Annotated in this window: 24 protein-coding genes; 20 read left to right on the forward strand and 4 right to left on the reverse strand. The window is 70.1% G+C overall.

Annotation, left to right across the window (positions count from 1 at the left end; all coding sequences use genetic code 11):
* The first annotated feature begins 153 nt into the window (after positions 1–153).
* Both argC and BLR95_RS04155 read left to right on the forward strand, forming a co-directional pair.
* Positions 154–1,194, forward strand: coding sequence for an N-acetyl-gamma-glutamyl-phosphate reductase (gene argC, locus BLR95_RS04150; RefSeq protein WP_092615858.1), 1,041 nt, complete (start codon positions 154–156; stop codon positions 1,192–1,194).
* Between the two features lie 21 nt (positions 1,195–1,215).
* Complete coding sequence (locus tag BLR95_RS04155) at positions 1,216–1,758, forward strand: gamma carbonic anhydrase family protein (protein WP_092615861.1); 543 nt, start codon at positions 1,216–1,218, stop codon at positions 1,756–1,758.
* A 15-nt stretch (positions 1,759–1,773) separates the two neighbouring features.
* Here BLR95_RS04155 and BLR95_RS04160 read toward each other — a convergent pair whose 3' ends face one another.
* The gene (locus tag BLR95_RS04160; RefSeq protein WP_092615864.1) at positions 1,774–3,162 is read right to left on the reverse strand and encodes a hypothetical protein; all 1,389 of its coding nucleotides are present in this window, start codon (positions 3,160–3,162) and stop codon (positions 1,774–1,776) included.
* 196 nt (positions 3,163–3,358) lie between these two features.
* Here BLR95_RS04160 and BLR95_RS04165 point away from each other — a divergent pair, with 196 nt between their 5' ends.
* From BLR95_RS04165 to BLR95_RS04250, 18 genes are all read left to right on the forward strand, one after another.
* Positions 3,359–3,826 carry a PaaI family thioesterase gene (locus BLR95_RS04165; protein WP_092615867.1) on the forward strand — a complete coding sequence of 156 codons (468 nt, stop codon included), beginning with the start codon at positions 3,359–3,361 and terminating at the stop codon, positions 3,824–3,826.
* 32 nt (positions 3,827–3,858) lie between these two features.
* Positions 3,859–5,028, forward strand: a complete 1,170-nt coding sequence (locus BLR95_RS04170; protein WP_092615870.1) for an isovaleryl-CoA dehydrogenase — start codon at positions 3,859–3,861, stop codon at positions 5,026–5,028.
* A gap of 38 nt (positions 5,029–5,066) precedes the next feature.
* Positions 5,067–5,549 carry a cupin domain-containing protein gene (locus BLR95_RS04175; RefSeq protein WP_092615873.1) on the forward strand — a complete coding sequence of 161 codons (483 nt, stop codon included), beginning with the start codon at positions 5,067–5,069 and terminating at the stop codon, positions 5,547–5,549.
* Positions 5,546–6,337, forward strand: a complete 792-nt coding sequence (locus tag BLR95_RS04180) for a DNA polymerase beta superfamily protein (protein WP_092615876.1) — start codon at positions 5,546–5,548, stop codon at positions 6,335–6,337. Before BLR95_RS04175 ends, BLR95_RS04180 begins: the two co-directional genes overlap by 4 nt.
* A 117-nt stretch (positions 6,338–6,454) precedes the next feature.
* Positions 6,455–7,654 carry an acetyl-CoA C-acyltransferase gene (locus BLR95_RS04185; RefSeq protein WP_092615879.1) on the forward strand — a complete coding sequence of 400 codons (1,200 nt, stop codon included), beginning with the start codon at positions 6,455–6,457 and terminating at the stop codon, positions 7,652–7,654.
* A gap of 34 nt (positions 7,655–7,688) precedes the next feature.
* Positions 7,689–8,372 (forward strand): SDR family oxidoreductase, encoded by a 684-nt coding sequence (locus BLR95_RS04190; RefSeq protein WP_092615882.1) that lies wholly within the window; start codon positions 7,689–7,691, stop codon positions 8,370–8,372.
* A 16-nt stretch (positions 8,373–8,388) separates the two neighbouring features.
* Complete coding sequence (locus BLR95_RS04195) at positions 8,389–9,045, forward strand: carbonic anhydrase (RefSeq protein ID WP_092615885.1); 657 nt, start codon at positions 8,389–8,391, stop codon at positions 9,043–9,045.
* 45 nt (positions 9,046–9,090) lie between these two features.
* Positions 9,091–10,227, forward strand: coding sequence for an acyl-CoA dehydrogenase family protein (locus BLR95_RS04200; protein WP_092615888.1), 1,137 nt, complete (start codon positions 9,091–9,093; stop codon positions 10,225–10,227).
* Between the two features lie 32 nt (positions 10,228–10,259).
* Positions 10,260–10,862: a 2-hydroxychromene-2-carboxylate isomerase gene (locus tag BLR95_RS04205; protein WP_092615891.1), complete on the forward strand. Its 603-nt coding sequence runs from the start codon at positions 10,260–10,262 to the stop codon at positions 10,860–10,862.
* Between the two features lie 51 nt (positions 10,863–10,913).
* Complete coding sequence (locus tag BLR95_RS04210; RefSeq protein ID WP_092615894.1) at positions 10,914–12,521, forward strand: carboxyl transferase domain-containing protein; 1,608 nt, start codon at positions 10,914–10,916, stop codon at positions 12,519–12,521.
* Positions 12,522–12,834: 313 nt separating this feature from the next.
* Positions 12,835–13,629, forward strand: coding sequence for an enoyl-CoA hydratase/isomerase family protein (locus BLR95_RS04215; protein ID WP_092615897.1), 795 nt, complete (start codon positions 12,835–12,837; stop codon positions 13,627–13,629).
* Positions 13,630–13,639: 10 nt separating this feature from the next.
* Positions 13,640–15,637: an acetyl/propionyl/methylcrotonyl-CoA carboxylase subunit alpha gene (locus BLR95_RS04220; RefSeq protein ID WP_092615900.1), complete on the forward strand. Its 1,998-nt coding sequence runs from the start codon at positions 13,640–13,642 to the stop codon at positions 15,635–15,637.
* A 43-nt stretch (positions 15,638–15,680) separates the two neighbouring features.
* Positions 15,681–16,100: a hypothetical protein gene (locus BLR95_RS15695; RefSeq protein WP_092615903.1), complete on the forward strand. Its 420-nt coding sequence runs from the start codon at positions 15,681–15,683 to the stop codon at positions 16,098–16,100.
* Positions 16,100–17,026 (forward strand): hydroxymethylglutaryl-CoA lyase, encoded by a 927-nt coding sequence (locus BLR95_RS04230; RefSeq protein ID WP_281241285.1) that lies wholly within the window; start codon positions 16,100–16,102, stop codon positions 17,024–17,026. Before BLR95_RS15695 ends, BLR95_RS04230 begins: the two co-directional genes overlap by 1 nt.
* Positions 17,023–18,465 carry an SLC13 family permease gene (locus tag BLR95_RS04235; RefSeq protein WP_092615907.1) on the forward strand — a complete coding sequence of 481 codons (1,443 nt, stop codon included), beginning with the start codon at positions 17,023–17,025 and terminating at the stop codon, positions 18,463–18,465. Before BLR95_RS04230 ends, BLR95_RS04235 begins: the two co-directional genes overlap by 4 nt.
* A 174-nt stretch (positions 18,466–18,639) precedes the next feature.
* Positions 18,640–19,197, forward strand: coding sequence for a response regulator (locus tag BLR95_RS04240; RefSeq protein ID WP_245689234.1), 558 nt, complete (start codon positions 18,640–18,642; stop codon positions 19,195–19,197).
* 226 nt (positions 19,198–19,423) lie between these two features.
* A complete protein-coding gene (locus tag BLR95_RS04245; protein WP_092615910.1) occupies positions 19,424–20,011 on the forward strand; it encodes a response regulator in 588 nt (195 codons plus the stop codon).
* Positions 20,012–20,108: 97 nt separating this feature from the next.
* Positions 20,109–20,639: an Hpt domain-containing protein gene (locus BLR95_RS04250; protein ID WP_092615913.1), complete on the forward strand. Its 531-nt coding sequence runs from the start codon at positions 20,109–20,111 to the stop codon at positions 20,637–20,639.
* Positions 20,640–20,736: 97 nt separating this feature from the next.
* On the opposite strand, the gene BLR95_RS04255 is transcribed toward BLR95_RS04250, so the two are convergent.
* The 3 genes from BLR95_RS04255 to BLR95_RS04265 form a co-directional block, all read right to left on the reverse strand.
* Positions 20,737–21,171 (reverse strand): universal stress protein, encoded by a 435-nt coding sequence (locus BLR95_RS04255; protein ID WP_092615916.1) that lies wholly within the window; start codon positions 21,169–21,171, stop codon positions 20,737–20,739.
* Positions 21,172–21,220: 49 nt separating this feature from the next.
* On the reverse strand, positions 21,221–23,812 hold the full coding sequence (locus tag BLR95_RS04260; RefSeq protein ID WP_092615919.1) for a TRAP transporter permease: 2,592 nt from the start codon (positions 23,810–23,812) through the stop codon (positions 21,221–21,223).
* Between the two features lie 207 nt (positions 23,813–24,019).
* The gene (locus BLR95_RS04265; protein ID WP_092615922.1) at positions 24,020–25,006 is read right to left on the reverse strand and encodes a TAXI family TRAP transporter solute-binding subunit; all 987 of its coding nucleotides are present in this window, start codon (positions 25,004–25,006) and stop codon (positions 24,020–24,022) included.
* Positions 25,007–25,158: the final 152 nt, after the last annotated feature.

A 25,158-nucleotide genomic window follows, 5' to 3' on the forward strand; every position in this document is an offset into this window, starting at 1 on the left:
TTGAAAACCACCCGGAGGGGCTTGCCCCCTCCGGGTGGTTTTTACGTCATGGCGGGGGTCCGGGGGACCCCCTGGGTCCCCCGGCGGGGTTCCAAAGGGGCGGCGCCCCTTTGACGCGCCTCGCCAGAGCTTGCAGTGAAGGAGTAGGGGTCGATGTCCGAGGTTCGGGTGGTCATTCTGGGGGCCAGTGGGTACACGGGGGCCGAGTTGGTGCGTCTTCTGGCGGGCCATCCCCGGGTTCGCATCGTCGCCCTGACGGCCGATCGCAAGGCCGGTCAGCCCTTTGGGGCGGTGTTCCCGCATCTGGCGGGGCTTGATCTGCCCGACTTGGTGACGGTCGATCAGGTGGACTGGTCGGCGGCCGATTTCGTCTTCTGCGGCCTGCCCCACGGGACCACGCAGGAGATCATCGCCGGCCTGCCCGCCCATCTGAAGATCTGCGACCTGTCGGCCGATTTCCGGCTCGCCGACCCGGCGCTCTACGCCGACATCTACGGCCATCCCCACCGCGCCGTGGACCTTCAGGCCGAGGCGGTCTATGGCCTCTCCGAGCTGGCCCGCGCGGCGGTCGCCTCGGCCCGGCTGGTGGCCAACCCGGGCTGCTACCCGACGGCCTCGCTGCTGCCCCTGATGCCGCTGCTCGGCCGTGGCCTGATCGACCCCGCCGACATCACCATCGACGCCAAATCCGGGGTCACCGGGGCCGGGCGGGCGGCCAAGGAAGGCAGCCTGCACGCCGAGGTTTCCGAGGGCTTCCACGCCTACGCCATCGCCAGCCACCGCCACGGCCCGGAGATCGACCAGTTGCTGTCGCGCGCCGCCGGGGGGGTGGTGACGGCCGGCTTCACGCCCCATCTGGTGCCCATGAACCGGGGCATCCTGGCCACCACCTATGTCCGGCTGGCCGAGGGGGTGGACGCCGACGGGCTGCGTGGCGCGCTGGCCGAGACGTATGACGGGAGCCCCTTCGTGCGCGTCCTGCCGCCCGGGCAGGCGCCGCACACGCGGCATGTGCGGGGCGCCAACCTGTGCCTGATCGGGGTCTTCGCCGACCGCCGGCCGGGGCGGGCGATCCTGGTCTCGGCGATCGACAATCTGGTCAAGGGGGCCTCGGGTCAGGCCATCCAGAACATGAACCTGATGCTCGGCCTGCCGGAAACCCTGGGCCTGGAACAGCCGCCCCTCTTCCCCTGAGCGCAACAAGGAGCCGCCGCCATGAGCCTGCCCGCCCCGCTGCTGCTGCCCTACGGCGCGTGCTTCCCCGAGATCGACGACAGCGCCTTCATCGCGCCGCGCGCCACCGTCATCGGCGACGTGGTGATCGGGCCGAAAAGCTCGGTATGGTTCGGCTGCACCCTGCGCGGCGACGTCAACAGCATCCGCATCGGGGCGCGCAGCAACATCCAGGACGGCACGGTGATCCACGTCACCCGGGGCGGGCATGCCACCCACATCGGCGATGACGTGCTGGTCGGCCACACCTGCATCATCCACGCCTGCACCCTGGAAAGCGGCAGCTTCGTCGGCATGGGGGCGACGGTGATGGACGGCGCGGTGGTGGAATCGGGCGCCATGGTCGCCGCCGGGGCGCTGGTCACGCCGGGCAAGCGGGTGCCCCGGGGCGAGCTGTGGGCCGGCAACCCGGCCAAGTTCAAGCGCCCCCTGTCCGGGGAAGAGATGGCCCGCTTCAAGGCGCAGACCGACCACTACGTGCGAATGGCCGAGAGCTATCTGGCCGAGCTGGCCAAGCTGGGCTGAGCGGTCCCGCCGCCCTCAAGCCGCCTTGCGGAAGTCGAGCACCGGGCCGAGCGAGCCATCGAGCAACTCGGTGCTGGAGATGATGTCGCGCACGTTCTGGTCGCGCTTGATCGACCCGCGGGATTTCATGTCGTTGAGGTTGGCGATCAGGCCGGCCAGCGCCTTCACGCCGGCCGGGGTGTTGATGCGCTTCTCGAAGAAGGGGCGGCCCAGCCCCTGTTTCAGCCACAGACCTTCCAGGATGTTCAGGGCCTCGCCGAAGGTGGGCGCCGGGCCGCCGCCGGGCACCGGCGTGTCGCCGGCCACCATGCCCAGGGCCGCCATCGCCTCGGGCGACAGGTACTCCATGTAGCGGTTGGCGAAGGTCAGCAACTGGTCGACCCGGGTCTTGCGTTCGGCCACGTCCATCTCGCGCAGCTCGGCCAAAAGGTTGCCCAGCGAGGCGAGCATCCCCGGCGGCCGGGCGATGAACTCGGCGAAACTGCCGCCGGTCAGGCTGCGCAGGGTGCCGATGTCGGTCTCGAAGCGCCGCCCCTTGACCGCCCGCTTGCCCCGCTTCTTGCGCTCGGCGTTGACCGTGTCGGTGATGTCGGTCTTGGTCCACCGGGCCAGGATGGCGATCGACTCGGGGTCCTCGATCAGGGCGACTTCCGGCCCCAGGTCGCGGATCTGCTCGACACAGTCGAAATGCTCGCCGATGGCCCGGATCAGCGCCGGGTTCCAGCGCCCGATGCCCTTGAAGTCGCCCTTCATGGCGGTCCTCAGGGCCCGCATGTGATACGGCTTCAGGGTGGCCAGGGCGGCCAGCGCCTCCGGGTCGGTACGGCCCAGCACCTGACCGGCGGCCATGCCCAGGCCCTTGGTCAGTTCGACCATGGACAGGTTGTGCATGGGCGCCACCAGCCGGATGCGGGCCAGCCCGTCGGCCGCCGTCACCGTGCCCCTCAGCTTCTCCAGCACGAAGGTGTTGTCGGCGAAGATGATCTCCATCGCCCGGTCGATCAGCACCTTCTCCGCCGCCTCGACACTCAGCCGGCAGCAGGCGGTGGGGGTCTTGCGGTCGCTCGATTTCAGGGGCCGGCCATCGGCCCCGACAACCTGCACCAGGCCGGCCTGCCAGGCCGCCTCGAACAGGCTCAGGCCGCGCTCGATCATGAGGTCCGAGCCCAGCACCTGATCGACCCCGGCGCCGCCCAGCACCTGCTGCCCGGCCGGCAGCACCTTGGCCTCGATGTTTTGCAGGGCGGGGTAGAGTCGGCGCACGGCGCGCAGCAGGCGTTTTTCCCGGCCCTTGCGGGTCAGCCCTTCCAGCGGGCGCGCCAGGCGCCCGGCGCCAGGCGCATCGCCGGCGTCGGCAGCCAGGCGGGTCCTGGGTCCGAAGATGCGGTTGGCGCGCGTGTCCATGGCCGGTGTGCCGGGCGTCCTGCCGAGTCGGTTGGCGAGCGCTTATTTTGGAAGGCCCGGCGGACAAAATCAATCGAGGGCTATGGCCGGGCCACGCGGTCGTATTGACGTTAACGTTAACGTCAACTACATTCCGCCTCGTTTCCCGCGCCCCAAACCACCGCCAAGCCCCCCAAGCCCCGCCCGAGGCTTCGCCATGCCCACCGCGCCGCCCGTCTTCGAGCCCCGCAACCCGGACTGGGAAGCCGACCTTCGGGCCAGCTTCGCGCGCCAGGGGGTGATGGGCCACATCGGCGCCGAACTCGGCGCCCTGGCCCCGGGGGAGGCGGAAATCCGCCTGCCCTATGGCGCGCACGTCAGCCAGCAGCACGGCTTCTTCCATGGCGGGATCATCGCCACCATCGCCGATTCGGCCGGCGGCTACGCCGGCTTTTCGCTGATGGCGGCCGGCGACGGGGTGCTGACCGTGGAATTCAAGCTGAACCTGATGGCCCCGGCCGATGGCGAGCTTCTGATCGCCCGTGGCCGGGTGCTGCGCCCCGGGCGCAGCCTGTTCGTCACCACCGCCGAGGTGGCGGTGCTGAGGAACGGCGCCGAAACCCCCTGCGCGGTGATGCAGCAGACCCTGATGCGCATCACCGGGCGCCACGACGTGACCGGCTGAGCCGCCGCCCCAACCAGAAGGACCCTTGCGCCATGGTTCAAAGCTTCCCCGGCCTCGATTTCGACCTGGGCGAAACCGCCGAGATGATCCGCGACACGGTGGCCGGCTTCGCCGCCGCCGAAATCGCCCCGCGGGCCGCCGACATCGACCGCGACAACGACTTCCCGGCCGACCTGTGGAAGAAGATGGGCGAGCTCGGCCTGCTCGGGGTGACGGTGGACGAGGAGTTGGGCGGCGCCGGCCTGGGCTACCTGGAACACGTCATCGCCATGGAGGAGATCAGCCGCGCCTCGGCCTCGGTGGGCCTGAGCTACGGGGCCCACTCCAACCTCTGCGTCAACCAGATCCGCCGCAACGGCAGCGAGGAACAGAAGCGCCGCCATCTGCCCGGGCTGATCTCCGGCGACAAGGTCGGCGCCCTGGCGATGAGCGAGCCGAGCGCCGGCTCGGACGTGGTCTCGATGCGCCTGAAGGCCGAGAAGGTGGGCGACCGCTACCGCCTGAACGGCACCAAGATGTGGATCACCAACGGCCCCGAGGCCGACGTGGTGGTGGTCTACGCCAAGACCGACCCCGCCGCCGGCCCCAAGGGCATCACCACCTTCATCGTCGAGAAGGGGATGAAGGGGTTCTCGTGCGCCCAGAAGCTGGACAAGCTGGGGATGCGCGGCTCCAACACCGGCGAGCTGGTGTTCGAGGACTGCGAGGTGCCCGAGGAGAACGTGCTGGGCGCCCTCGGCAAGGGCGTGAACGTGCTGATGAGCGGCCTCGACTACGAGCGCGCGGTGCTCGCCGGCGGGCCGCTGGGCATCATGCAGGCGGCCATGGACGTGGTCGTGCCCTACATCCACGAGCGCCAGCAGTTCGGCCAGCCGATCGGCGAGTTCCAGCTGATCCAGGGCAAGATGGCCGACATGTACACCACCCTCAATGCCTGCCGGGCCTACGTCTATGCCGTGGCCCGGGCCTGCGACGCCGGGCGGACCAGCCGCAAGGACTGCGCCGGGGCCATTCTCTACGCCGCCGAGAAGGCCACCTGGATGGCCCTGGAGGCGATCCAGACCCTTGGCGGCAACGGCTATATCAACGAATATCCCACCGGCCGCCTGCTGCGCGACGCCAAGCTGTACGAGATCGGCGCCGGAACCAGCGAGATCCGCCGCATGCTGATCGGCCGCGAGCTGTTCAAGGAAACCGCCTGAGGGCCGGCGCGGCCCGCTCCCGCGGAGCATCGACGATCATGACCGACACCCCCGCCTGGCTCGACACCGCCGAGCTTGAGGAAACCAACCGCACCGGCTATCCGCCACCGCTCGACGAGGTGGTCGCCGGGCGCTTCCGCAAGGCCCTGGGCACCCCCTTCGGGCTGACCAACTTCGGGGTCAACATGACCCGCCTCGCCCCCGGTGCGTGGTCGGCCCTGCGCCACTGGCACCTGACCCAGGACGAGTTCATCCTGGTCCTCGAGGGCGAGCTGATGCTGTGCACCGAGGCCGGCGAAAGCCGCCTCGGCCCCGGCATGTGCGCCGGCTTCCCCAAGGGGCGGGCGGATGGCCACTGCCTGATCAACCGGGGTCTGCGCGACGCGGTCTATCTGGAGGTCGGCGACCGCGCCCCGGGCGACGTGGTCACCTACCCCGATGTCGACATGGTCGGCCACTTCGAGGAGGGCAGGTACAGCTTCACCCGCCAGTTCACTGGCCACGACGGAACCGCTGGATGAGCCCGCTGGCCGTCACCCAACCCGGAGCGCCCGCCGACTGGCTGGCCGACCGGCTGCCCGAGGGAGCCGAACCGCTGCTGGTCGCCGAGATCGGGCCGGTGGCGCTGGGCCTGGAGGAGGGCCCGCCGACCCTGGGCGTGGTCATCGCCATGCCGGTGCCCTGGTACCTGTCGCTGAGCGAGGGCGTGGACTGCCTGGAGGTGCCCGCCGAGGGGGACCGCCCGGCCCTGTGGGTGCGCGAGGTGCGCGGCTTCCTGCGGCTGGCCCGGCGCTCCCACCCGGAGGTCTACGAACTGGCCAAGAGCCCGCGCCGGCATCTGGACGGTGGCCTGGGGGGCGAGCTCGAGGCCCTGATGGCCGCCGGCTGGTCGCGCCAGGCCATCGCCGGGCACGCCTTCGCCCTGGCCAAGCGGGCCCTGCCGACCTACTTCGACCCCAGGCAGGGCGGGACGCTGGTCAAGTACCTGCACGTGGTCCGCCCGCTGCTGATGGTCGAGGCGCTGCGCGCCGATCCGGCGGCCCTGCCGCCGGTCGATCTGGCCGCCCTGCTGGCCCGGGGCGTGCCCGGGGCCGACCCCGGGCTGGCCGACGATCTGCTCTGGCTGGCCGGACAGGCGGCGACCCCGCCCGAGGCCCGCGATACCGCGCGTCGGGCCGGGCTCGACCGCTGGATCAACGACCTCCTGGACCGGGCCGAGGCAACCCTGGCCGCCCTGCCCGCCGAGCCACCGCCCCTTGAGGCGGCCGAGACCCTGTTCCGGCGCCTGATCGGCGCCGCCGCCTCTTGAGGCGGCCGACCATCCTTTCCGGCGCCTGAACGGCGCCCCGCCTCTCGCGAGGCGGCCGACCATCCTTTCCGGCGCCTGAACGGCGCCGCCCCCCAGCCAGCCTGACGGAGACCCCCCATGAGTGACCACACCCAGACCGATCCCATCGTCATCGTCGGCGCCGCCCGCACCCCGATGGGCGGCTTCCAGGGCGACCTGACGCCGCTCTCGGCCCCCGAGCTGGGCAGCGCCGCCATCGCCGAGGCCCTCAGGCGCTCCGGCGTGCCGGCCGACGACGTGGACGAGGGGGTGATGGGCCTGTGCCTGTTCGCCGGCCTGGGCCAGGCCCCGGGGCGCCAGGCCATGCGCGGCGCCGGCCTGCCCGACTCGGCCGGGGCGACGACCATTTCCAAGATGTGCGGCTCGGGCATGAAGGCGGCCATGCTGGTCCACGACATGCTGAAGGTGGACAGTTGCACGGTCGGCGTCGCCGGCGGCATGGAGAGCATGACCAACGCCCCCTACCTGATGGCCAAGGCACGCGGCGGCCTGCGCATGGGCCACGGCGAGGTCAAGGACCACATGTTCCTGGACGGGCTGGAGGACGCCTACGACAAGGGCCGCCTGATGGGCACCTTCGCCGAGGACTGCGCCCAGGACTACCAGTTCACCCGCGAGGCCCAGGACGCCTTCGCGGTGGCCTCGCTGACCCGGGCCAAGGCAGCCATCGACCAGGGCCGCTTCGACGCCGAGGTGGTCCCGGTCAAGGTCGCCACCCGCAAGGGCGAGGTGGAGGTGCGCCACGACGAGCAGCCGCACAAGGCCAACCTGGACAAGATCCCGACCCTCAAGCCGGCCTTCCGCAAGGACGGCACGGTGACCGCCGCCAACGCCAGTTCGATCAGCGACGGCGCCGCCGCCCTGATCCTGATGCGGGCCAGCGAGGCCGAGCGCCGGGGCCTGACGCCGCTCGCCCGCATCCACGGCCACGCCACCAATTCGCTGGCCCCCAACCTGTTCCCGGTGGCTCCCATCGGGGCCATCCAGAAGCTGCTGGAGAAGGTGAACTGGACCACCGGCGAGGTCGACCTGTGGGAGATCAACGAGGCTTTCGCGGTGGTCACCATGGCCGCCATGCGCGACCTCAAGCTGCCCCACGAGAAGGTCAACGTGAACGGCGGCGCCTGTGCGCTGGGCCATCCGATCGGCGCTTCCGGGGCGCGGGTGCTGGTCACCCTGTTGCATGCCCTCAAGGCTTCCGGGCAAAACAAGGGGGTGGCCGCCCTGTGCATCGGCGGCGGCGAGGCCACCGCCATGGCCGTCGAGCTGATGCACTGAGCGGGAGGCATCCAACAACCAACGGAGACATCCCATGCCCACCGTCCTGATCATCGGCGCCAACCGCGGCCTGGGGCTGGAGTTCGCCCGCCAGTACCGCAAGGAGAACTGGCAGGTGGTCGCCACCTGCCGCGATCCCGAGGCGGCCGGCGACCTGAAAGCCGTGGCCCACGAGGTGCTGGGGCTCGACGTCGCCGACCCCGACTCCATCGCCGCCTTCGTCAAGGCGCTGGCCGCGCCCAGCCTCGACGTGGTCATCCACAACGCCGGCATCTATGGCCCCAAGGGGTCCGGCACCGGCTTCGGCGAGGTCGATCCCGAGGCCTGGGCCCCGGTCTTTCGGACCAACGCCATGGGCCCGCTGCTGGTCACCCAGGCGCTGGCCGAGGCGGGCCGCCTGGGGGTGCCCTGCCGGCTGGCGGTGCTGACCTCCAAGATGGGCTCGATCGGCGACAACACCTCGGGCGGCAACTACATCTACCGCTCCTCCAAGGCCGCTGCCAACGCGGTGACCCGCTCCATGGCCCACGACCTGAAGGGGCGCGGGGTGACCTGCGTCGCCCTGCACCCGGGCTGGGTGCGCACCGACATGGGCGGCCCGCACGGCCTGATCGACGCCCCGGAAAGTGTCGCCGGGATGATGGCGGTGCTCGACCAGCTCGAGCCGGGCGATGCCGGCAAGTTCCTGAGCTACGATGGCAGCGAGATCCCCTGGTAAGGAGCCCCGAGCGACCATGCCCCGTCAGACCCTCTCCCAGCACCCCGCCCTGCAACGCATGCTGGCCGGTTTCAAGGGCTTCCGCGCCCTCTACTACGAGCAGCGCCCGGAGCGCATCAAGGACCTGATGGAAGGCTCCCAGCGCCCCGAGGTGCTGCTGATCGCCTGTTCCGATTCCCGGGTCGATCCGGCCATCGTCACCAACGCCGAGCCGGGCGAGCTGTTCATCGTGCGCAACGTCGCCAACCTGGTGCCGCCCTACCAGCCGGACGACGGCTATCACGGCACCTCGGCCGCCATCGAATACGCGGTGACGGCGCTCAAGGTGGCCCACGTCGTGGTCCTCGGCCACTCCAACTGCGGCGGCATCCAGGCCCTGGCCGCCCACCTGGACGGCCATCAGGTGGACGGCCAGTTCGTCGGCCCGTGGATCCGCCAGCTCGAGGGCTGCCGCTGCGCCAGCGAGACAACCGGCGATTCCACCGCCGACGCCACCCGGCTGGAGCAGTGCGCCATCCTCAACAGCCTGGACAACCTGATGACCTTCCCCTTCATCGCCGAGCGGGTGAAGGACGGCACCCTGACCCTCAATGGCTGGTGGTTCGACATGACCGAGGCCCGCCTGTGGGGCGCCACCCCCGAGCACCGCACCTTCCAGGTGCTGACCGACTGAGCCCTTTGGAAACCGAGCCCTTTGGAAAAAGGCGGAGCCCGCGCCATGCACCTTGACGAGCAGCAACTCCAGATCCGCGACATGGCCCGCGCCTTCGCCCAGGGCGAGCTGGCCCCCAACGCCGAGATGTGGGACCGCGACCACACCTTCCCCGGCGAGGCCATCCGCCAGATGGGCGAGCTGGGCTTCATGGGCATGCTGGTGCCCGAGGAATGGGGCGGCGTGGGGGCCGACCACGTCTCCTACGCCCTGGCCCTGGAAGAGATCGCCGCCGGCTGCGGCGCCGTCTCGACCATCATGAGCGTGCACAACTCGGTGGCCTGCATGCCCATCCTCAAGTTCGGCACCGACGACCAGAAGGAGCGCTTCCTTCGGCCGCTGGCCGAGGGCCGCATGCTCGGCGCCTTCTGCCTGACCGAGCCGCAGGCCGGCTCCGACGCCGCCGCCCTCAAGACCCGCGCCGTGCGCGACGGCGACGGCTATGTGCTGTCGGGCACCAAGCAGTTCATCACCTCGGGCCGCGAGGGGGACTTGGCCATCGTCTTCGCCGTCACCGACCCCACGGCCGGCAAGAAGGGCATCAGCGCCTTCCTGGTCCCCACCAAGAGCCCCGGCTGGCAGGTCGCCCGCATCGAGGAGAAGCTGGGCCAGCACGCCTCGGACACCTGCCAGATCGTGCTCGACGAGGTGCGCCTGCCGGCCGACATGCGCCTGGGCGAGGAAGGCCAGGGCTACCGCATCGCCCTGTCCAACCTGGAAGGCGGGCGGATCGGCATCGCCGCCCAGTCGGTGGGCATGGCCCGGGCCGCCTTCGAGGCGGCGCGCGCCTACGCCGCCGAGCGCCAGGCCTTCGGCAAGGCCCTGATGGAGCACCAGGCGGTGGCCTTCCGGCTGGCCGACATGGCGACCCGCATCGAGGCCGCCCGCCTGATGACCCTGTCGGCGGCCGAACGCCGCGAGGCCGGCCTGCCGTGCCTGAAAGAAGCCTCGATGGCCAAGCTGTTCGCCTCGGAAATGGCCGAGAAGGTGTGCTCGGACGCCATCCAGACCCTGGGCGGCTACGGCTACCTTAAGGATTTCCCGGTGGAAAGGTACTATCGTGACGTCAGGGTCTGCCAGATCTACGAAGGGACCAGCGATGTCCAGCGCCTGGTGATCGCCCGCGCCCTGGCCGCGGAGTAGGCGCCCCACCCCCACCCCAAGGAGGGTCCGCCATGGTCGCCCCCATCCTGTTCTACTTCGACTTCTCCAGCCCCTATGGCTATCTGGCCGCGCAGCGGGTCGACGCCATGGCCGAGGTGCACGACCGCACGGTCGACTGGCGGCCCATCCTGCTCGGCCCGGCGATGAGCGAAAGCGGCAACCGCCCGCTGCTGGACCAGCCGATGAAAGGCGACTACGCGCGCCGCGACATGGAGCGCATGGCCCGCCTGTGGGGAGTGCCGTTCACCCTGCCCGAGCCCTTTCCGGTGGCCACCCTGGCCGCCGCCCGGGGCTTCTACTGGCTGTCCCAGACCGACCGCGGCCGCGCCGTGCCCTTCGCCAAGGCGGTCTATCTGGCCTATTTCGCCGAGGGGCGCGACATCTCCAGGACCGAGGTGGTGGTCGAGGTGGCGGCCGGCCTGGGCATCGCGCCGGACGCCTTCCTGGCCGCCGTCCAGGAGCCGACCATCAAGGCCCGCCTGAAGGCCGAGGTGGCCCGGGCCATGGAACTGGGCGTCTTCGGCTCGCCCTTCCTGATCGTCGATGGCGAGCCCTTCTGGGGCGCCGACCGTCTGGAACAGGCCTCGCGCTGGCTGGCCACCAGCGGCTGGTAGGCCCCCCTTCCTTTCTTCCCCTTCCCCCTCCCAGGACCCGGCAGCCCGTTCATGAGCGCCCTCAAGAGCACCCTCAACCCCCGCGACGACGCCTTTCGCACCAACGCCGCGCGCATGGACGGCCTGATCGCCGACCTGCGCGCCAAGGTCGCCACCATCAAGCAGGGCGGCGGCGAAAAGGCCCGCGACCGCCACCTCGCGCGCGGCAAGATGCTGCCCCGGGACCGCATCCGCGCCCTGCTCGATCCCGGCTCGCCGTTCCTGGAATTGAGCCAGATGGCCGGCCACGAGCTGTACGAGGACAAGGTCCCGGCCGGCGGCATCATCACCGGCATCGGGCGGATCAACGGGGTGGAATGCCTGCTGGTGGTCAACGACCCCACGGTGAAGGGCGGCACCTACTACCCGATCACCGTCAAGAAGCACCTGAGGGCCCAGGAAATCGCCCTGGCCAACCGCCTGCCCTGCGTCTACCTGGTGGAATCGGGCGGCGCCTTCCTGCCCCGCCAGGACGAGGTGTTCCCCGACCGCGACCACTTCGGGCGCATCTTCTTCAACCAGGCCACCATGTCGGCGGCCGGCATCCCCCAGGTCTCGGTGGTGCTGGGAAGCTGCACCGCCGGCGGGGCCTACGTGCCGGCGATGTCCGACGAAAGCATCATCGTCAAGAACCAGGGCACCATCTTCCTCGGCGGCCCGCCCCTGGTCAAAGCCGCCACCGGCGAGGAAGTCAGCGCCGAGGACCTGGGCGGGGCCGACGTCCACTGCCGCACCTCTGGCGTCACCGACCATCTGGCGCTCAACGACGCCCACGCCCTGGCCCTGGCCCGGCGGGTGGTCGGCGACCTCAACTGGCGCAAGACCATCGATCTCGATGTCGCCCCGCCCGAGGCCCCGCTGTTCGACCCGGCCGAGCTGCGCGGCGTGGTGCCAGCCGACCCGCGCACCCCGTTCGAGGTGCGCGAGGTGATCGCCCGCATCGTCGACGGCTCGCGCTTCAGCGAGTTCAAGGCCCAGTACGGCACCACCCTGGTCTGCGGCTTCGCCCGCCTGTTCGGCTACCCGGTGGGCATCGTCGCCAACAACGGCATCCTGTTCTCGGAAAGCGCCGTCAAGGGGGCCCATTTCGTGGAGCTCTGCGGCCAGCGGCGCATCCCGCTGATCTTCCTGCAGAACATCACCGGCTTCATGGTCGGCCGCAAGTACGAGGCCGGCGGCATCGCCAAGGATGGCGCCAAGCTGGTCACCGCCGTCTCCACCGTTGCCGTGCCCAAGCTGACCCTGATCATCGGCGGCAGCTTCGGGGCCGGCAACTACGGCATGTGCGGCCGCGCCTTCGATCCGCGCCTTTTGTTCATGTGGCCCAACGCCCGCATCTCGGTGATGGGCGGCGAACAGGCCGCCGGCGTGCTCGCCCAGGTGCGCCGCGACGCCCTCGCCACCCAGGGCGAGGACTGGCCGGCCGAGGAGGAAGAGCGCTTCAAAACCCCCATCCGCGAACAGTACGAAACCCAGGGCCACCCCTACTACGCCAGCGCCCGCCTGTGGGACGACGGCATCATCGACCCGGCGGAAAGCCGCATGGTGCTCGGCCTGTCCCTCTCCGCCGCCCTCAACGCCCCCATCCCCGAAAGCCGCTTCGGCGTGTTCCGGATGTAGCCGATGACACTGAAGCCCGGGGCGGACAAAAAGGGGCTCTGCCCCTTAAACCCCGCCGGGGTGGCAGGGCCACCCCGGACCCCGCCATTTCGTTTTTGCGCTGTCGGGCCATGGCACCGACCGACGCATCACGCACGATCAGTTGTTTCGCACGCCGGCAAAGCCGGCGTGCAACCAAACACCTCTCACGCCCGGCTCGATCCGAGCCTTGCGCACCAATGACCGGAGGGGGTCTGGGGGACCGCCTTCGGTCCCCCAGTGGGGGTTTGGGGGCGACGCCCCCATCCTGTCTCCATCGTAAAGGCCACGTCCAATGAGCGATGATGTTTTGTGGATCGAGCGGGATGATCGGGGGGTGGTGTCGGTCACCTTGAACCGTCCGGACATTCACAATGCCTTTGACGATCTTCTGATCGCCCGGCTGACCGGGGCGTTTCGGGAGTTGGGGTCAGATCCCGCGGTTCGCGTGATCCTGTTGATGGGCAGCGGAAAGAGTTTCTCGGCCGGGGCGGATCTGGGCTGGATGCGCCGCATGGCCGATTACTCGCCGGCGGAGAACGAGGCCGATGCCCGGGCCTTGGCGGCGATGTTGCGGGCCATCCGCGACTGTCCCAAGCCGACGGTGGCGTTTGTGCATGGGGCGGCGTTCGGCGGCGGGGTGGGGCTGGTGGCGGCCTGTGACATCGCGGTGGCCACGGAGAAGGCGTTGTTCTGCCTGTCGGAGGTTCGCCTGGGGCTGATTCCGGCGGCCATCGGGCCGCATGTGGTGGCGGCCATCGGGGCGCGGGCGGCGCGGCGTTATTTCCTGACCGCCGAGCGGTTCGGGGCGGCCGAGGCGTTGCGCCTGGGGCTGGTCCACAAGGTGGTCGAGGAGGGCGCGTTGTCGGCCGCCCGCGACGAGTTGCTGAAGGCCCTGTTGGCGGGCGGGCCCATCGCCCAGGGGGCGGCCAAGGCGTTGATTTTCGCCCTTGCCGACCGCCCGCTGGACGACGCCCTGGAGGCCGACACGGCGCGCCGCATCGCCACCCTGAGGGCCGGGGCGGAGGGCCGCGAGGGGGTTGCCGCCTTCCTGGAGAAGCGCCCCGCCGCCTGGACCACCCCCGCCTGAGGAAAGCCAGATGTTCAGCAAGATCCTGATCGCCAACCGGGGCGAGATCGCCTGCCGCATCATCGCCACCGCACGCCGCCTGGGGGTGGCCACGGTGGCGGTGCATTCCGAGGCCGACCGCCGGGCCCGTCATGTGGCGCTGGCCGACGAGGCGGTGCTGATCGGCCCGGCGCCGGCCGCCGAAAGCTATCTGTGCGCCGACAAGGTGATCGCGGCGGCGAAGCGCAGCGGGGCCGAGGCGATCCACCCGGGCTATGGCTTCCTGTCGGAGAACGCCGCCTTTGCCGAGGCCATCGAGGCGGCCGGGCTGGTCTTCATCGGCCCGCCGGCCGAGGCGATCCGCGCCATGGGCAGCAAGGCGACGTCGAAGGCGCTGATGGACCAGGCCGGGGTGCCCCTGGTGCCGGGCTATCACGGGGCCGACCAGGACCCGGTGGGGTTGGCCCGGGCGGCCCAGGAGATCGGCTTTCCGGTGCTGGTCAAGGCCAGTGCCGGGGGCGGCGGCAAGGGCATGCGGGTGGTCCACGACCCGGCCGACCTCGGCGCCGCCATCGAGGGGGCGGGGCGCGAGGCCAAGGCGGCCTTCGGCGATGACCGGCTGCTGATCGAGAAGTACCTGGGCCGGCCGCGCCATGTGGAGGTGCAGGTGTTCGCCGACGCCCACGGCAACGCGGTGCATCTGTTCGAGCGCGACTGTTCGCTTCAGCGCCGCCACCAGAAGGTGATCGAGGAGGCCCCCGCCCCCGACCTGCCGGACGAGGTGCGCCAGCGCATGGGCGCGGCGGCGGTGGCCGCGGCCCGGGCCATCGGCTACCGGGGCGCCGGCACGGTGGAGTTCCTGTGCCAGGATGGCGGCTTCTTCTTCATCGAGATGAACACCCGGCTTCAGGTGGAGCATCCGGTGACCGAGATGATCACCGGGCTCGATCTGGTCGAATGGCAGCTTCGGGTGGCCGCCGGCGAGCCGTTGCCGCTGGCCCAGGAAGCCATCACCGCGACCGGCCACGCCTTCGAGGCGCGCCTGTACGCCGAGGACCCGGGGCGCGACTTCCTGCCCGCCGCCGGCTGGATCAGCCATCTCGCCTTCCCGCCCGCCGACCCCCACACCCGCATCGACAGCGGAGTGGTCGAGGGCGACCGGGTGAGCGTGCACTACGACCCCATGCTGGCCAAGCTGATCGTCTGGGACCGCGACCGGGCGAGCGCCCTGCGCCGCCTGAAAAGCGCCCTGGCCGCCACCCGCCTGGCCGGGCTGGAGACCAATCTGGCCTTCCTCAACGCGGTGGCCGGGCATCCGGCGTTCGCCCGGGGCGGCATCGACACCGGCTTCCTTGACCGCGAGCGCGAGACCCTGATTCCGGAAAGCGGGCCGGCCGACGACACCACCCTGGCCCTGGCCACCCTCTACCTGCTCAAGGAGCGGGCCGTCCTGGCGCGGACCCGGGCGGCGGCCTCGACCGACCCGACCAGCCCCTGGCACGACAGCGGCGGCTGGCGCCTGAACGACGACAACCACACCGACTTCGTGTTCACCGACGCCCACGGCCGCCATCCGGTGGTCGCCCACGACCGGCCGCGCGGGCACGAGCTGGAGTTGCCCTCGGGTCGCGTCCAGGCCTCGGCCGAGCTGGAGCCCGACGGCACCCTGCTGGCCGAGATCGACGGCCTGAGGCGCACCGTCACCGTGCTGCGCGACGGCGCGGAGCTGCTGGTCATCAACGCCGGCCGGCAGCACCGCCTGGGCCTCTTCGACCCGGCCAAGGCGGACGACGACGAGACGGCCGGCGGGCGCCTTGCCGCCCCCATGCCGGGCAAGGTGGTGAAGGTGCTGGTCGGCGCCGGGACCGAGGTCTCGGCCGGCACGCCGCTGATCGTGCTGGAGGCCATGAAGATGGAGCACACCCTTATCGCCCCGGCCGATGGCGTGGTGGCGGCGCTGCACTACGCGGTCGGCGAGCAGGTCGACGAGGGGGTCGATCTGCTGGCCTTCGAGGCGCGCCCCGAGTAGGCTCGCCCGTGCTTTTTCCGCACCGCCGCAAAGGTCCCCCCGGATGCCTGCCCCGAGCCCCGAAACCAACGCCCTGATGGCCGAATACGGCTGGCGGGTGCACGACCTGCAAGGGGTGGTGCACCGCCTGACCCTGCTCATGTCGACCCTCGACATGGAGGATTTCGAGGCCTTCGACCTGACCACCATGATCGACGAGATCACCGGCACGGCGCCGCTGTCCGGCCCCGGGGCGCGGCTGGCGGCGGCCCTGGACGAGGCCGACCGGGCCCGGCTGGCCGATCTGGTCGGCCTGCGCGCGCGGCTGGTCCACGAGTTCTTCCTTGAGTTCCGGCTGACGGCCGAGCCGCCGCCCCTGGACGCCGCCCGGGCCCGTCTGGCCGAGGTCAAGGCGGCCACCGAGGGGCTGGCCGAAACGGTGGGCAGGCTGTACGCCGCCGCCGGCCGGGCGGAGGCGTCGTGATGCCGCCGTCCCGGGTCCGTCTGGTCGAGGTGGGGCCGCGCGACGGCCTGCAGAACGAGCCCAACGCGGTCTCGGTGGCCGACCGGGTGCGGCTGATCGAGGCCCTGGCCGAGGCCGGCCTGCCGGCCATCGAGGCGGGCAGTTTCGTGTCGCCCAAATGGGTGCCTCAGATGGCCGGCACCGATCAGGTGCTGGCCGCCCTGCCGGCGCGGCCCGGGGTGTCGTTTCCGGTCCTGGTGCCCAATCTCAAGGGACTGGACGCCGCCCTGGCCGCCGGCGCGCGGGAGATCGCCTGCTTCGGCGCCGCCTCGGAGAGTTTCTCGCAAAAGAACATCAACTGCTCGGTGGCCGAGAGTCTGGAGCGCTTCGCCGCCGTCACCGAGGCGGCGCTGAAGGCGGGCCTTCGGGTGCGCGGCTATGTCTCGTGCGTGATCGACTGCCCCTACGAGGGCCCGATCCAGCCGGCCCGGGTGGCCGAGGTGGCCCAGGCCATGTTCGATCTGGGCTGTTATGAGATCAGCCTGGGCGACACCATCGGCACCGGCACCCCGGGGCGGGCCCGGGCGATGGTCGAGGCGGTGGCCGGGCGGGTGCCCATCGAGCGTCTGGCCGCCCACTTCCACGACACCTACGGTCAGGCGCTGGCCAACCTGTACGCCGTCATGGAGGCCGGCATCGCCACCATCGACGCCTCGATCAGCGGCCTCGGCGGCTGCCCCTACGCCAGGGGCGCGGCCGGCAACGTGGCCACCGAGGACGTGCTCTACATGCTCGACGGCCTGGGCATCGAAACGGGCGTGGACATGGACCGCCTGCTCGCCGCCGGGCGGCTGATCGGCGCCGTGCTGGGCCGTCCGCCGGCCAGCAAGGTGGGCCGCGCCCTGGCGCCCATGGCGCCCCCCGAGGGAACCGGCGAAACGACATGAGTGAGTCCCCCTCGCTTGGCGCGCGGCTGGTCGGCGGCAGCGGCGGGCTGGTCGCCCTGGCCCTGCTGCTGGCCCCCACCCTGGGGCTGGCCGGCGAGCATCCCCAATGGTTCCTGGCCGGCGGGCTGACCGTCTTCGCGCTGTCCTTCTGGGCCAGCGGCCTGCTGCCCGAGCCGGTCACCGCGCTGGCCTTCTTCCTGCTCGCCGTGCTGAGCGGCGTGGCGCCGCCCGAGGTGATCTTCTCCGGCTTCCATTCCAAGGCGGTGTGGCTGGTCTTCGGCGGTCTGGTGATCGGCGTGGCGGTGAGGAAGAGCGGCCTCGCCGAGCGGCTGGCCCGCGCCCTGACCCGGCGGCTGAGCGGCTCCTATCTGTCCATCATCTCGGCCATCGTCGCCGGCGGCTTCCTGCTCGCCTTCCTGATGCCGTCCAGCATGGGCCGGGTGGTCTTGATGATGCCGATCATGCTGGCCCTGGCCGATGCCCTGGGCTACCCGGAGCGCAGCCGGGGGCGGGCCGGCATCGTGCTGGCCACCGGCATGGTCGCCTTCGGGCCGCCGACCGCCATCCTGCCGGCCGTGGTGCCCAATCTGGTCATGGCCGGGGCCGCCGAGTCGGCGCTGGGGGTGCATCTGGCCTACCTCGAATTCCTGGGCTGGCACCTGCCGACCACCGGCATCCTCAAGGCGCTGCTGCTGATCGGCGCCGTCTGGCTGCTGTTCCGCCAGCCACCGACAGCCCCCGCCAGCCGGCCCACGGCCGACTCCGCGCCCCCCCCGATGAGCGCCACCGAAAAGCGCCTCGCCGGTCTGCTCGCCGTCACCCTGGCCCTGTGGTGCACCGACACCCTGCACGGCCTGTCGCCGGCCTGGGTGGCGCTGGGCGCCGCCCTGGTCTGCCTGCTGCCGCCGCTGGGCCGCTGGTGGCCGGAAAGTCTGGTCGGGCTCGACGACATGGCGAGCAAGGTGAACTACCCGTCGCTGATCTATCTGGCCGGCATGCTGGGCATGGGGGCGGTGATCGCGGCCAGCGGCCTGGGCGGCTTCCTGGCCCAGCGGATGATGGAGCTGACCCCCTTCGCCGATGGCGGCACCCCGGCCGACACCCTGTGGAACCTGGGCTGGGTCGCCGGGCTGACCACGGTGGCCGGGATGGCCGCCACCACCCCCGGGGTGCCGGCCCTGATGACCCCCTTCGCCGCCACCCTGGCCGAGGGCACCGGGCTTTCGCAGATGAGCGTGCTGATGGCCCTGGTCACCGGGTACGCCACCACCATCCTGCCCTATCAGGTGCCGCCCCTGGTGGTCGCCATGCAGATGGGCCGGGTCGGGCTGGCCTCGGGCGCCCGGCTGTGCCTGCTGCTGGCCGGCGCCACGCTGCTCCTGGTCTGGCCATTGACCGCCCTGTGGTGGGTTCTGGGCGGCTTTGTCCAAACACCATAGTTTTACTTTTCAAGTAAAGCCGGCTTGCGTTGCGCCGCCGGGCGCGGCAATATCGCTGTCACATGCCGGGGGGCACAAGAGGTCAGGCGCGTCGGATCCCGCTTCCGCGACCCACTCCATGGTCGATCGGGCACGGGTAACCGATGCCGCGACAGAAACCATGAAAGCACCCCCATGCAAGCCTCCGCCCAGTTCATGCCGCCCGCCCCGACGGGCCGTTCCCTGATGCGCCGGCCCGATTTCGACCCCACCCTGCTGCGCGTGCTGGTGGCCGAGGACAACCCCCACTTCCGGCGCCTGATCCGCACCGTCCTGACCGGGCTGGCGATCGATCAGGTGACCGAGGCGGGCAACGGCGCCGAGGCCCTGAAACTGGTCCAGACGCGGCACTTCGACCTGGGCATCGTCGACTTCCGCATGGAGCCGGTGGACGGCATCGCCTTCACCCGCCAGGTGCGCACCGACCCGGACAGCGCCAACCCCTATCTGCCCATCATCATGGTCACCGCGCACGGCGATCCCAAGCTGATCGCCACCGCCCGCAACGCCGGGGTCAGCGAGTTCCTGGTCAAGCCGATCTCGGCCAAGAGCCTGCTCGCCCGGCTGGTCGCGGTGGTCGAGCATCCCCGGGCGTTCATCCGCACCGCCAGCTATTTCGGCCCCGACCGGCGGCGCCGCCAGCAGCCTTTCGACGGCTCCGAGAAGCGCCAGGCCCCGACCACCCCCGACTGAACCGCCACGCCGCCCACCCGATCACCCCCGCCCGCCCAACCGATCACCCCCGCCCGCCCAACCGATCACCCCCGCCCGCCCACCCGGGGACCGCCACCCGCCCCGGCTGATGGCTGGCCATCGCTCCGTCAATGGCCTATTGTTTTCCCAGTATTTCGGGTACCTTGCGGTAAACCCTGCCCAGTTTCGTTGAAGAGCGGGGCGGGGGGACGTCGCGGAGCACAGTATGACGGGCTACAATCTTGAGCGGCTGAACTTCCTGATCGTCGACGACAACAAGCACATGCGTGCCCTGGTCAAGACGATCCTGCACGCCCTGGGCGCCCGCAACGTGCACGAGGCAGCCGACGGCGCCGACGCCTTCAAGGAGCTGCGCCACTTTCCGGCCGACCTGATCATCTGCGACTGGAACATGTCGCCGCTCGATGGCCTCGACTTCGTGCGTCTGGTGCGCACCGGCAAGGACAGCCCCAACCCCTTCGTGCCGATCATCATGCTGACCGGCCACACCGAAATGCACCGGGTGCTGGAAGCCCGCGACGCCGGGGTGCACGAATTCCTGGCCAAGCCCATCTCGGCCAAGGGGCTGTTCTCGCGCATCCGCTCGATCATCGAACGGCCGCGCCCGTTCATCCGCACCTCGTCCTACTTCGGGCCCGACCGGCGGCGGCGCCAGCTCGAATGGAAGGGGCCGGAGCGGCGCAAGATCGATGTGGAGCAGATCCCCCAGCTCGGCGCCAAGGACAAGGTGACCGACGACGAGGCGGACGGCGGCCTGTCGCAGGAAGAGGTGGAAGCCCTGCTGAACGGCTGACCCACCGACCGTCTGTTGACCCGCCCCCGACGGGCACCTTTAATAATGGCGCCCGAAAGGCTCCCTCCCCCGCCACGCCGCAGGAAGCGCCGCGCCGATGACCGACGAAACCGACAAGCCCAAGGCCGAGGCGCCGCCCGACCCCAACCCCCGGCTGATCAAGCCGCCGCGCCAGTTGGCCGACAAGGTCACCCGGACGCCGGACGGGGTCGACACCGCGACCCTGGAGCGGGCCGAAAAGATGATCGCCAGCCTGCAGGGCAGCTATCTGGAGTGGGTCGAGGGGGACCTCGAGCGCCTGCAAAAGGCCCATGACCAGGCCGAGGCGGCGCTGGCCGCCGGCGGCGATCCCACCGCCGACCTCAAGGCGCTGTTCGAGGTGGCCCACGACATGAAGGGCCAGGGCGGCAGCTTCAACTACCACCTGATCACCCAGGTCGGCGCCTATCTGTGCCGCTTCCTGGAACAGATCGACCCACCGGCCGAGAAACGCCACCTGGAGATCGCCAAGGTGCACGTCGACACCATGCGGCTGGTGGTCAGCCAGCGCCTGGAAGGCGACGGCGGCCCGGCCGGCAAGAACCTGATCCGCGGCCTGGAGGCGGTGCTCGCCAAGCACCGGGGATAAGACGTGCTCGCCAAGCACCGGGGATAAGACGTGCTCGCCAGGCACCGGGGCTTGAGGGACGGCGGCGCGCCGCCGGCCCCACAAGCCCGCCCCGCGATCACTCGTCCGGCCGCACCACCAGCACCGAGGTGTCGGCGTGGCGCACCACGCGCGCCGCGTTGGGGCCGAGCAGGTAGTCCTTGAGCTCCGGGCGGTGGGCGCCGATGACGATCAGGTCGGCGTTGGTCCGCCGGGCCACCGTCAGCACCGCCTCGTAGACGTTGCCCTCGCCGACCGCGAAGTGGACGTCCAGCCCCTCGGGCAGGTGGGGACGCACGCTGTCCTTCAACTGGCGCATCACCTTGTCGGCCAGATCCTTCTCGTAGCCCGGCGGGAAGTACTGGCCGACGATGCTCATCCCGAAGCTGGGCAGCACGGTCATGGCGTGCAGCCGGGCGCCGCTGGCCTGGGTCTGGTGGATGGCCGCCGGCAGGGTGTGCGAGACGTCCGAGGGGTCCTCCAGATCGAGGGCGACCAGGATGTCGTGATACATGGCGTGGGGACCTCCGTAAGGGCGGGCGAATGGGCGGGTGACGGGGGGATCAGCGGGCCAGCAGCTTCTGGCGCCGCCGCTGGAGCAGGGCGACGCCGACGATCAGCAGCACCGCCGGGATGTACATCAGGTGCTTGGGCGGCCGTTCGGTGTTCTCGACGAAGACCTTCTCGACGACGAAGTCATAATCGATGCCCATGCGCTCGGCCTGGGAGCCGAACCCGATGTCATCGACCACCATATGGTCGCCCTCCTGGCGCAGGAACAGCCCGGCCCCCTCCAGACGTTGCTCGCCCGGCCCGGCAGCCCCCATGTTCAGGGCCACCGTCTTTTCCACCGGATTGTCGTAGAAATCGACGCCCGACACCTTCAGCTTGATGCGCTGGTCGGCGCCCAGGCCCTCGGCCACCTCGACGATGGCCGTCGAGGGGCGCTCGAGCAGCGGCGGGTAGGCCATGTCCATCCAGTAGCCGGGTCGGAACAGGGTGAAGGCGGCGAGCAGCAGGATCGCCGTCTCCCAGATGCGGTTGCGCACGAACATGTAGTTCTGGGTGGCACTGGCGAAGGCCAGCATGGCCAGCACCCCGGAGACGAACACCATCAGGGCGTGGGGGATGCTCTCCACCCCGATCAGCAGCAGCTCGGTGTTGAAGATGAACAGGAAGGGCAGGATCGCCGTGCGGATGTCGTAGGCGAAGCCCTGGAGGCCGGTGCGGATGGGATCGCCCTTGGAAATCGCCGCCGCCGCAAAGGCGGCCAACCCCACCGGCGGCGTGTCGTCGGCCAGGATGCCGAAGTAGAAGACGAACATGTGGGCCGCGATCAGCGGCACCAGCAGCCCGTTGTCGGCGGCCAGGGTGACGATCACCGGAGCCATCAGGCTGGAGACCACGATGTAGTTGGCGGTGGTCGGCAGGCCCATGCCCAGGATCAGGCTGATGACGGCGGTGAACAGCAGCATCAGGACCAGATTGCCGGCCGAGATGAACTCCACGAACTCGGTCATCACCTGGCCGATGCCGGTCAGGGTGATGGTGCCGACCACGATGCCGGCGGCCGCCGTCGCCACGCCGATGCCGATCATGTTGCGCGAGCCGGCGACCAGCCCGTCGATCAGCTCGGCCAGGGCCGGCACCAGGGTGGCCAGCGGCGGTCCGGTGCGCCGGAAGAAGGCCTTCAGCGCCGGCTGGGTGAGCACGATGAAAATCATGAACACCGCCGCCCAGAAGGCCGACAGGCCGGGCGACAGGCGCTCCACGGTCAGGCACCAGACCAGCACCGCCACCGGCAAAAGGAAATGCAGCCCGGCCTTGATGGTCGGCCCGGGGGCCGGGCATTCCTGGATGTCCAGGCTGGTGTCGAGATCGGGGAAGCGGCAGGCGTAGGCGACCAGGGCGACATAGGCCACCAGCAGGACCGCGCTGGCGATATAGGGCGTGGCGCCGCCGAACACCTCCTTGGTCCAGCCCAGGCCGAAGTAGGTCGCCGCCGAAAGCACCCCGAGGGCCGCGAAGCTGCCCAAAAACTGGGCCAGGAACAGAAGCTTGGGGATGACCACGCTGCGCGGCAGGCCCTTCAGGTTCAGCTTCAGGGCCTCCAGGTGGACGATGTAGACCAGCGCGATGTAGCTGATCAGCGCCGGCAGCACGGCATGGCGCATCACGTCGACCAGCGAGATGCCGACGTACTCCACCATCAGAAAGGCCGCCGCCCCCATGATCGGCGGGGTGAGCTGGCCGTTGGTCGAACTGGCCACCTCCACCGCGCCGGCCTTCTCGGCCGGGAAGCCAACCCGCTTCATCAGGGGAATGGTGAAGGTGCCGGTGGTCACCACGTTGGCGATCGAGGAGCCGGAAATCAGCCCGGTCAGGGCCGAGGAGACCACCGCCGCCTTGGCCGGCCCGCCCCGGAAATGGCCGAGCATGGAAAAGGCCACCCGGATGAACCAGTTGCCCGCCCCGGCCTTTTCCAGCAACGAACCGAAGGCGACGAACAGGAAGACCATGGTGGTGGACACCCCGAGGGCCACCCCGAAGACCCCCTCGGTACCCAGCCAGTAGTGGCTCATCCCCTTGTTCAGGCTGGCCCCCTGGTGGGCGATCACGTCGGGCATGTGCTGGCCGAGAAAGGCGTAGCCCATGAACACCGTGGCGACGATCATCAAGGGCGGCCCCAGGGCCCGCCGGGTCGCCTCGAGAAGGGTGATCAGGCCGACCACGCCGACGATCACGTCAACCTGGGTCGGGGCGCCGGGGCGGTCGGCCAGGGCCTCGTAGAAGACGAACAGGTAAAGCGCCGAGCCGGCGGCCAGGAAGGCCAGCAGCCAGTCGATCAGCGGAACGCGCAGCCGGGGCGAGTTCTTGAAGGCGGGAAACGCCGTGTAGGCCAGGAAAATGGCGAAGCCCAGGTGGATCGAGCGGGCCTCGGTGTTGTTGAGGATACCAAAACCCAGGATGAAGGGCAGCGGCGAGGCGAACCACAACTGGAACAGGGCCCAGGCCAGGGCGATCAAAAACAGCGCCCGCCCGGCCATGCCCGAGGGGTGGCGGGCTCCGGTCTCCACCTGGGCGACCAGATCCTCGGCCTCGACCCCCGAGCCCTGCCCTGCCGCGCGGGGTCCCCGCCCGTTGTCCTCAGCCATCGTCGCCTCCCTGTCCACTGCCGCCCTGGCGCGTGTTGCGTGCCTTGTGAAAGCACGCAGCCTGCTCCAGGCTCTTGATACTGCCGCAAATCGTCATCGCTAACCGGGTCGGGCGATCCGTTCCGGATCGCTCGGGATCTGCTCTAACAAAAACCCTGGCCGGTGTCCGGCCAGGGGTATGGATGCAAGGTGATTGTCAGTCCGCGCCTACTCGATCAGGCCGGCCTCGCGGTAGTAGCGCTCGGCGCCCGGGTGCAGCGGCGCCGACAGGCTGGCGGTGGCCATTTCCTCGGCGGTGAGCACGGCAAACGCCGGGTGCAGCTTCTTGAAGTCCTCGAGGTTCTCGAACACCGCCTTGACCACGGTGTAGACCACGTCGTCCGGCACGTCGGCCGAGGTGACGAAGGTGGCGCGCACGCCGAAGGTGGTCACGTCCTCGTCGGTGCCACGGTACATGCCACCCGGAATCGTCGCCTTGGAGTAGTACGGATTGTCGGCGACCAGCTTGTCGACCACCTCGTTGTCGACGTTGACCAGGTTGCTGTCACAGGCGCTGGAGGCTTCCTTGATCGAGCCGTTGGGATGGCCAACGGTGTAGACGAAGGCGTCGATGTTGTTGTCGCACAGGGCCTTGGACTGCTCGGCCGGCTTCAGCTCGGTGGCCAGCTTGAAGGTGTCCTGGGTCCAGCCCATGCCCTCCATCAGCACCTCCATGGTGCCGCGCTGGCCCGAGCCGGGGTTGCCGATGTTCATCCGCTTGCCGGCCAGATCCTTGAAGTCGTGGATGTTGGCATCCTGCCGGGCGACCACGGTGAAGGGCTCGGGATGCACCGAGAAGACCGCGCGCAGCTTGTCGAACTGGTTGCCCTCGAACTTCGAGGTGCCGTTGTAGGCGTGGTACTGCCAGTCCGACTGGGCGACGCCGAAGTCCAGCTCGCCGGCCTTGATGGTGTTGATGTTGTACACCGAGCCACCGGTCGACTCGACCGAGCAGCGCACCCCGTGCTCCTTGCGGTCCTTGTTGACCAGACGGCAGATGGCCCCGCCGGTCGGGTAGTAGACGCCGGTCACGCCGCCGGTGCCGATGGTGATGAAAGTGGTGTCGGCCGCCCGCGCCGGGGCGGAAACCGACAGGCCGAGACCCAGACCGAGGGCCACGGCAGCGCCGATGGCGATGGGCTTGATGGTCTTCATGGTGAAAAACTCTCCCAATTGTGGTTGGCGTTGGTCTTCAAACCACGTGCGGACCCGGGCGGGGCAGTGCCTCCGGCCACGTCCGACACCTCCTCTGGGGATTACGCAAGCAGAGCGGTCCCCATGTTTCAAGGATTTTGTCCATCAGGCGT

The sequence above is a fragment of the Roseospirillum parvum genome (assembly GCF_900100455.1).
Classification (GTDB): Bacteria; Pseudomonadota; Alphaproteobacteria; order Rhodospirillales; family Rhodospirillaceae; genus Roseospirillum; species Roseospirillum parvum.

Bases quoted from the DNA above. Each gene is read 5' to 3' on its own strand.
- argC (WP_092615858.1), top strand. From the start codon at position 154: ATGTCCGAGGTTCGGGTGGTCATTCTGGGGGCCAGTGGGTACACGGGG.
- BLR95_RS04155 (WP_092615861.1), top strand. From the start codon at position 1,216: ATGAGCCTGCCCGCCCCGCTGCTGCTGCCCTACGGCGCGTGCTTCCCC.
- BLR95_RS04160 (WP_092615864.1), bottom strand. From the start codon at position 3,162: ATGGACACGCGCGCCAACCGCATCTTCGGACCCAGGACCCGCCTGGCT.
- BLR95_RS04165 (WP_092615867.1), top strand. From the start codon at position 3,359: ATGCCCACCGCGCCGCCCGTCTTCGAGCCCCGCAACCCGGACTGGGAA.
- BLR95_RS04170 (WP_092615870.1), top strand. From the start codon at position 3,859: ATGGTTCAAAGCTTCCCCGGCCTCGATTTCGACCTGGGCGAAACCGCC.
- BLR95_RS04175 (WP_092615873.1), top strand. From the start codon at position 5,067: ATGACCGACACCCCCGCCTGGCTCGACACCGCCGAGCTTGAGGAAACC.
- BLR95_RS04180 (WP_092615876.1), top strand. From the start codon at position 5,546: ATGAGCCCGCTGGCCGTCACCCAACCCGGAGCGCCCGCCGACTGGCTG.
- BLR95_RS04185 (WP_092615879.1), top strand. From the start codon at position 6,455: ATGAGTGACCACACCCAGACCGATCCCATCGTCATCGTCGGCGCCGCC.
- BLR95_RS04190 (WP_092615882.1), top strand. From the start codon at position 7,689: ATGCCCACCGTCCTGATCATCGGCGCCAACCGCGGCCTGGGGCTGGAG.
- BLR95_RS04195 (WP_092615885.1), top strand. From the start codon at position 8,389: ATGCCCCGTCAGACCCTCTCCCAGCACCCCGCCCTGCAACGCATGCTG.
- BLR95_RS04200 (WP_092615888.1), top strand. From the start codon at position 9,091: ATGCACCTTGACGAGCAGCAACTCCAGATCCGCGACATGGCCCGCGCC.
- BLR95_RS04205 (WP_092615891.1), top strand. From the start codon at position 10,260: ATGGTCGCCCCCATCCTGTTCTACTTCGACTTCTCCAGCCCCTATGGC.
- BLR95_RS04210 (WP_092615894.1), top strand. From the start codon at position 10,914: ATGAGCGCCCTCAAGAGCACCCTCAACCCCCGCGACGACGCCTTTCGC.
- BLR95_RS04215 (WP_092615897.1), top strand. From the start codon at position 12,835: ATGAGCGATGATGTTTTGTGGATCGAGCGGGATGATCGGGGGGTGGTG.
- BLR95_RS04220 (WP_092615900.1), top strand. From the start codon at position 13,640: ATGTTCAGCAAGATCCTGATCGCCAACCGGGGCGAGATCGCCTGCCGC.
- BLR95_RS15695 (WP_092615903.1), top strand. From the start codon at position 15,681: ATGCCTGCCCCGAGCCCCGAAACCAACGCCCTGATGGCCGAATACGGC.
- BLR95_RS04230 (WP_281241285.1), top strand. From the start codon at position 16,100: ATGCCGCCGTCCCGGGTCCGTCTGGTCGAGGTGGGGCCGCGCGACGGC.
- BLR95_RS04235 (WP_092615907.1), top strand. From the start codon at position 17,023: ATGAGTGAGTCCCCCTCGCTTGGCGCGCGGCTGGTCGGCGGCAGCGGC.
- BLR95_RS04240 (WP_245689234.1), top strand. From the start codon at position 18,640: ATGCAAGCCTCCGCCCAGTTCATGCCGCCCGCCCCGACGGGCCGTTCC.
- BLR95_RS04245 (WP_092615910.1), top strand. From the start codon at position 19,424: ATGACGGGCTACAATCTTGAGCGGCTGAACTTCCTGATCGTCGACGAC.
- BLR95_RS04250 (WP_092615913.1), top strand. From the start codon at position 20,109: ATGACCGACGAAACCGACAAGCCCAAGGCCGAGGCGCCGCCCGACCCC.
- BLR95_RS04255 (WP_092615916.1), bottom strand. From the start codon at position 21,171: ATGTATCACGACATCCTGGTCGCCCTCGATCTGGAGGACCCCTCGGAC.
- BLR95_RS04260 (WP_092615919.1), bottom strand. From the start codon at position 23,812: ATGGCTGAGGACAACGGGCGGGGACCCCGCGCGGCAGGGCAGGGCTCG.
- BLR95_RS04265 (WP_092615922.1), bottom strand. From the start codon at position 25,006: ATGAAGACCATCAAGCCCATCGCCATCGGCGCTGCCGTGGCCCTCGGT.